The sequence below is a fragment of the Streptomyces sp. NPDC006435 genome, from assembly GCF_040612315.1.
Taxonomy (GTDB): Bacteria; Actinomycetota; Actinomycetes; order Streptomycetales; family Streptomycetaceae; genus Streptomyces.
Genome location: NZ_JBEXPY010000073.1, coordinates 21,924 through 27,923, shown reverse-complemented (window position 1 = coordinate 27,923; position 6,000 = coordinate 21,924). Strand labels below are relative to the sequence as shown.

Genomic DNA, 6,000 nt, shown 5'->3' with positions numbered 1-6,000 from the left:
GGCCTGTTCATCGAGGCGATCACCGACCAGGGGGTGAGCGCCGAACCGGTCGCCATGGTCCAGCGCCTCATCCAGCAGCAGGTGGACGCCGGCCACGGGACGGAGGGATTCGCCCGCATCATCGAGAGTCTCAAGCACTCCCGCGCATGAGCGGTCGCCGTCGAGCATTTCCGTCCCTCTTCGCCGGTGGGGCGGGCGCCGGGCGGGCCCGTACGGCTGCGGGCACGCGGGCCGGTACGGCCGACCGGGCGCTGAACCTGTACGCAGTGCCGACCCGCTCCGGGGCAGGGCCGACGCTCGGCAGGGAGCCGCCCCGGCATCTGGCCGCTCCCGCTCCGCACCCGTCCGACGGCATCCGGACGGCCAGGTCGGACCAGGCCGTGGCGACAGTGACGTGCTTGGTCGGCAACTGCCCTGCCCCGCCCCGCGCACCCCGGTGGGTGGCGCGAGGCAGAGGTCGGGTGCCGGTGACAGCCAATCAGGCCGGTCCACGCATTGGCGCGAGGGGAGGGCGGCGATCAGTGGCCGGCTGTCACCGGCTTCACCTCCTCGTCCTCCGATGCCGTCCCCACGACGGCGCGGCGCTCGGCGGGGCGGTGGAGCAACAGGAGCAGGGCGGGGGCGAGGCCGGCCAAGGAGAAGATCGCGGTGGCCAGGAAACCCACCCGGAAGCCGTCGCTGCGGCCGGGCGCTTCGGAGCCGGTGGCGAAGGCGAGGGCCACCGACGAGCACGACCAGGAGCACGGGCCCGATGCTGGAGAAAGCTGGCAGATTCCCTCGCGAATTGGCGATCCAGGAGAAAAGCAACCCGTTTCAGAGCCCCTCAGAGCTGGTGACACGATCTTGTACGGCTGCGCAACGGCCGGGGTCCGTAGGCTTGCGGCATGGACAACGGGATCGATCGTGTGGGCGATGGCTGGGACATCCACTCGATGCGTGGGATCGGCATCGGAGAGGTGATCATCGGCAACCTCCTGCGACTTCACACCGGTTCGAGCCGGATCGAGGTTCACAGCCCCGCCGAACTGACGACGGACCACGAAGCCGTTCCCGTCCACGCATCCACACGGACCAACCTCGATCGGCTTCCGCAACTGCTCGATCAGGTGGTCGCAGAGGTTCATGCAGCTGATTCGGGCAGTCTGCGAGTGCGCTTCGCCAACGGCTGGCGTCTGGACGTGCCTGTCTCTTCCGATGCCTTCGGCTGGGTCATCGGTCTGCGGGGCAGTTCCTCCATCAGTTCACTGCCCGGTGGCGGCGTGAGGATGCCCGACCGGCCACAGGCTTGAGAGCCGGCTCAGGCGGAGCGCGTCGAGGGGCGGGGCCTCCTCGTCGAGCTTGCGCCGCACGACCGCGATGCTGTCGTGCCCGGTGAAGGGCGGTCGGCCGGCGAGCATCGCGAAGAGCATCCCGCCGAGTGCGTACAGATCGGAGCGTTCGTCGCCGCGTTCTATGAGGAACTGCTCCGGTGCGCCGAACTCCGGCGTTCCGGCCGGGGCCAGTTGGGAGGAGCGCGTCACGATGAACGTGGCCTGGACGAACCCGGCGATCCCGAAGCCGATGACCTTCACCAGCCCGCTGCTGGTGAGGATGACGTTGTGGGGCTTGATGTCGTAGTGGATGACCCGGGCCCGGTGGGCGGCCTCCAGCGCGGCACAGATGCCGCTGGCGATGGCCACGGCACGCGTCAGGGGGAAAGGACTCTCGGCCTGGAGACGCGCTGCAAGCGTCTGGCCGTCCACCTTCTCCATGACGAGGAACAACACGTCGTCGTGGATGCCCCGGTCGTACAGGGCGGCGACCTCGGGGTGGACGATCTGGGCAGCGGCCACCACCTCGCGCTCGAACGCCGGGGCAGGTCGGCCTGGGCAGTCCCGCCGAGATCCAGCAGCTTGAGCGCGACCTCACGGTGGAGCACGCGATCCCGCGCGACCCACACCTCGCCCATGCCACACCGGCCCAGACGGCCGATCAGCTCGTAACGGTCCGCGATCAGCTTTCCCCGCTCCGCCGGGCCAGCATACGAGGCGCCTCCACCGGGGCGGTTGGAGAGCGGCTCGGCGGTGTGCTGCGATGCCCGGTTCTCCGGCGGAGAACCGGGCGTTCGTGCCTCCGGTGAACCAGGGGCCGGAGCTGTGGGCCGGGTGCTTTAATGGCCGAGGTGAGCGAGCAGTGGAACACCGATGATCCGGCCATCCTGGCCCTTCCCTCCGGACGGCTGGTACGTGGCCGGGGGCTGCGCAAGCCGTTGCCCGCGGGTCCCGAGCCGGAGTTCGGCGTGTACCTGCTGGGCCGCACCCCGCCCCCGGCCGGGTGGGAGTCGCGGTGGCTGCGGTGGCCGGACTTCCGGCTTCCGGCGGACCGGGAGGCAGCACGGGTCCTCCTCGAAGAGGTGTGGAACCGGGCCGCCGACGAGCGGGTCGAGGTGGCCTGCGGCGGCGGGCTGGGCCGGACCGGGACGGCGCTGGCCTGCCTGGCCGTGCTGGACGGGGTCCCCGCGGCGGACGCCGTGGCGTTCGTCCGCCGGGGCTACCATCCGCGGGCGGTGGAGACACCCTGGCAGCGGCGCTACGTACGGAACTTCACGCCGCGTTGAGGCGGACCATTTGGGCCGTTGTTTCATCCCGTTCCGCGATTTGATGGGTCATGCTCCTCGCCAGGTCGGTGTGGATTCATAGGTGAGACGGAACGGCCGGACGGCAGGCGTGGGACCACACCGGACCTGCTGGAACATCGACGGCCTGTACGTCACCCATGGCGAGAGGACACCGCAGAGCAGGCGCCGCGGGGCCGGTCGGCACCGAGCTGTACTTCGCGTCGGCACTCCGGGCACTCCGGCAGCCCTTCCACCCGGCGCGGCCTGTCGCCCTTCGCCCGGCTGAACCCGCACAGCGCCTTGTGCGTGGCGCCCCGGAAGGATTCGTCCTTGGTGGCGTGCGAGCCGTGGCCGGCACCATCCAGGTGAACGTCGCCTCCCTGTCGTACGGGGCACCGTTCGGCCACGTGTAGGCCGCCTCGGTCGTGGTGCAGCGCATCCGCAGATCAGGGCCCGTCCAGCGTTTGCCGTACCGGATCGGCGAGCTGGCGTCGACCGCGTCCGCGAGGCGCTCGAAGGACAGGTCGTGGTCGTCCGTGTGCCTCCACCGGTCCGGCTTCTGCTCGCGCATCAGCATCAGCAAGCGGAACATCAACAGCAGCCATGCCAGGTCGTGCTGATCGACCCGGACCATGTTCGTCTCCGGGTCGTAGCCGTACGTAGGGTCGGGGGCGGGCATCTTCGGCAGCGGTCCTCGTTCGCGTCGCTCGGCGGTCAGCGCCCCGCCACAGGGCACGGCAGTGCGGCCGGATACTCAACGACCCGGGCCCGCCGGAGCCACGCCGGCCTCCGCCGTTCGTGCGCCGGCCGAACCCGCCGCAGGCCTCGCTGTCCCCCGACAATGAACCCCGGACCGTTTGCCATCGAAGTCGGATCAAGGCTCAGTGGGGCGTGTGCCCGGTGCGATCTCCGCTCCGGCAGCCGGCGCCGCCGATGTAGTACGCGTTGAGATAGTTCGGACCTGCGCCCGGTAGCTGCGTGCGGCCGGGACTGACGCAGAGGTGGTAGTCATTCGTGTTACCACCCCCCGCGACGTCGACGTGCACCCGCACCGTCGTCGAGCCGCAGTGGTTGTATGCGGCGAACTGGGACTCGCGGACGCTGTACCGGAAGAAGCCGCACGGGGCGAGAGAGCTCGCACCCGCCTGACGCACTTCCGGACCGCGCTCAAGCTCGGCGTGAGCCGGACCCGGGAACGCCATCATGGCCAGCGCGGCACCTGACGCTGCCGCCAGAACGACTCGAAAAGGACGGGGGAAGAGCTTCACAAACACTCCTTGGGGGCGAGTCATGACGATTGATGACCAGATGATCGGCTCTGCCCGACATCACGACACCTCTTGCGCGTCGCACTGGCACCGCCGGCGTAACTCCATGTTTACGCACCATGACTGTATGTCGCTGGATTGAGTGGCGGGTGAGATTGAAACGGGAATGAGGACGGCGGATCTCAGGGTGGTCGTCCGACTCTGCTTCGGGTGACCGGCGAAGGCGCTGGATCCGCTCGGCAAGACGGGACGGCTCGGGCTGTCTCAGCCGGCGTGGCGGAGGGGCAGGTCCTCCAGCACCTGCTGCCAGACCTCGCCGGGAGATCACGGTCGGGCTGCGCGAGGCGATGGACGACGTCCGGCGCTCCGTGGCGGTCCTCGTCGCCCGGGGCCGCGCCGCCCACGCCGCCCGCGTCTGGGGCCACTCGGGCACGGCAGCCGGGAGGCGTACCGCCAGGCGGAGTTCGGCATCTCCGGCGCGCAGGCGTACCGGCTCCTGGACATCGCCCGCGCCCTGGCCGCGATCCACGACGCGGTCACCGCCGGCACCGAGACGTCCCGCACACGAGACACCGCCCCGGGTACCGCGGCCGCGCTCGACTGTGGGGAATTCTCGGCTGCGTCGCCGGTAACGGTGGGGCTGGCGTGGCGGTTTCGCGGAACACAGGAGGGGTTTGCGGTGCTGGTCATGCCTGGGTGGCGGACGTCGACGATGGAACTGCTGGCCGTCGAGGCGGCGGGCCGAGGGATGCCGGTCAGGGCGGCGGAGGAGCCCGGCCTGGCAGGCCCTGCGTACTGGTACGGCGGACCGGTCGCGGGTGCGCGGCTGGCCGGTCGGCTCGGGTTCGCGTTGCTGGAGCCGGCAGACGGCCGGCTCGCCGAGTTGCCGGAAGAGTTCACCGGCCGCCGGGTACGGGCGGGGACCATCGCGGACGCATGGGCGATCGACCAGCCGACGTTCGTCAAGCCGCCCCGTGACAGGTCCTTCCCTGCCGATGTCTACACCGACGGCTCCCGGCTGTCCTCCTCCCTGGATCCGGCAGAACCGGTGCTGCTGTCCGATGTGGTGACCTTCGCGGCCGAGTACCGGCTGTTCCTGCTGGACGGCCGGATCGCCACGGCGAGCCGGTACGCGGTGTTCGGCCGACTCGACCCCCGCCCGCCCGGTACGGACCGTGCGGACCGGGCCACCACCGCGCAGATCGCTGAGTTCGCCGACCGGCCGGCCGCCGCAGCCGGGCACACGCTGCCGAGCGCCGTCGTCGTGGACGTCGGACAACTGCTGGATCCCTACCGCCCAGGCCACCGCTGGGCCTACCGCCCAGGCCACCGCTGGGCGGTGGTGGAGGCCAGCATGGCGTGGTTCTCGCATGCCTACGCGGCCGACCCGGCACGGGTGCTGGACGTGGTCCTGCGGGCGGCGGGGCCACGCGAGCACATGCGTCCGCGAGATCTGGCGTTCGAACGGCACTGATCCGCACTGTGCGAACCGGGCCTCCGGCAAACGCCGCTACGTCGGACGTCGGTTCGTGAAGAACAACCGCCTCAACCACGTCGGCCACCGGTGGGCCTTCGCCCCCCTCGGTGGTTCAAGTGGTGCGTACGCCCACTACCGGCGCCGCCGAGCAGGAGGGGACCGGCACATGCAGGCTCTGCGGTACCTGTTCAACCGGATGCTCGGCCAACTCCGTCACTGCCTCTTGGCACGGGCCCCGTTCGATGAGGCGATCGCCTTCCCCTCAGAGCTCCAGCCAGCAGGAACAGCCACCGCGTGAAGCAGAACGAGGCAGCTTGTCCAGGGGCGGCGGGGGAGACGATCATTCGGTCATGAGACCCGAAGTGCAGACGTTCGTTGCCGACGGACCGCTTCCCGACTGGGACGCGAGCGAGGAAGAGATCGACAGGCGTGAACGCCAGCTGAGGACGATCTCCCGCCCCGTCACGTCCGAAGAGGCGGCTGCCCTGGCCACCTGCTTCGGCCCCGACGACTGCTACGGCGTCGCCTGGACGCTCGTGCACCTGATCGAGACGGCTCCCACCCGGGTGCCGCAGTGGGAGGATCCGGGCCCGGGAGCTGGAGACTGGGCCGAGGTTCTGCGGGGGCGATGGGGCGGCGGCTTGACGGTGTAGAGGGGG

7 protein-coding genes and 2 pseudogenes are annotated in these 6,000 nt (G+C 70.3%); 6 read left to right on the top strand and 3 right to left on the bottom strand.

From position 1 onward, the window contains the following. Positions 1-3: 3 nt before the first annotated feature. Complete coding sequence (locus ABZZ04_RS37155; protein WP_356936660.1) at positions 4-150, top strand: hypothetical protein; 147 nt, start codon at positions 4-6, stop codon at positions 148-150. A 368-nt stretch (positions 151-518) separates the two neighbouring features. Here the strand turns inward: ABZZ04_RS37155 and ABZZ04_RS37150 are convergent, their stop codons facing one another. Continuing rightward, positions 519-722, bottom strand: coding sequence for a hypothetical protein (locus ABZZ04_RS37150; protein ID WP_356936658.1), 204 nt, complete (start codon positions 720-722; stop codon positions 519-521). A 162-nt stretch (positions 723-884) separates the two neighbouring features. Between ABZZ04_RS37150 and ABZZ04_RS37145 the strand changes: the two genes are divergently transcribed. Beyond that, on the top strand, positions 885-1,289 hold the full coding sequence (locus ABZZ04_RS37145; RefSeq protein ID WP_356936657.1) for a DUF6188 family protein: 405 nt from the start codon (positions 885-887) through the stop codon (positions 1,287-1,289). Here ABZZ04_RS37145 and ABZZ04_RS37140 read toward each other — a convergent pair. Further along, a pseudogene (locus ABZZ04_RS37140) lies at positions 1,242-1,838 on the bottom strand (serine/threonine-protein kinase); the annotation flags it as partial. The gene ABZZ04_RS37145 and the pseudogene ABZZ04_RS37140 overlap by 48 nt on opposite strands. A gap of 323 nt (positions 1,839-2,161) precedes the next feature. On the opposite strand from ABZZ04_RS37140, the gene ABZZ04_RS37135 reads away from it, so the two are divergent. Next, entirely contained in the window at positions 2,162-2,596 is a 435-nt protein-coding gene (locus ABZZ04_RS37135; protein WP_356936656.1) for a protein-tyrosine phosphatase family protein, read from the top strand. 881 nt (positions 2,597-3,477) lie between these two features. Here the strand turns inward: ABZZ04_RS37135 and ABZZ04_RS37130 are convergent. After that, positions 3,478-3,864 (bottom strand): DUF6355 family natural product biosynthesis protein, encoded by a 387-nt coding sequence (locus ABZZ04_RS37130; protein ID WP_356936655.1) that lies wholly within the window; start codon positions 3,862-3,864, stop codon positions 3,478-3,480. Positions 3,865-4,576: 712 nt separating this feature from the next. Here ABZZ04_RS37130 and ABZZ04_RS37125 point away from each other — a divergent pair. The 3 genes and pseudogenes from ABZZ04_RS37125 to ABZZ04_RS37115 all read left to right on the top strand — a co-directional run bounded on the left by ABZZ04_RS37125 (position 4,577) and on the right by ABZZ04_RS37115 (position 5,994). Continuing rightward, complete coding sequence (locus tag ABZZ04_RS37125; protein ID WP_356936659.1) at positions 4,577-5,338, top strand: ATP-grasp domain-containing protein; 762 nt, start codon at positions 4,577-4,579, stop codon at positions 5,336-5,338. 16 nt (positions 5,339-5,354) lie between these two features. Beyond that, a pseudogene (locus tag ABZZ04_RS37120) lies at positions 5,355-5,639 on the top strand (IS110 family transposase); the annotation flags it as partial. A gap of 52 nt (positions 5,640-5,691) precedes the next feature. Further along, positions 5,692-5,994, top strand: coding sequence for a hypothetical protein (locus ABZZ04_RS37115; RefSeq protein ID WP_356936654.1), 303 nt, complete (start codon positions 5,692-5,694; stop codon positions 5,992-5,994). Positions 5,995-6,000: the final 6 nt, after the last annotated feature.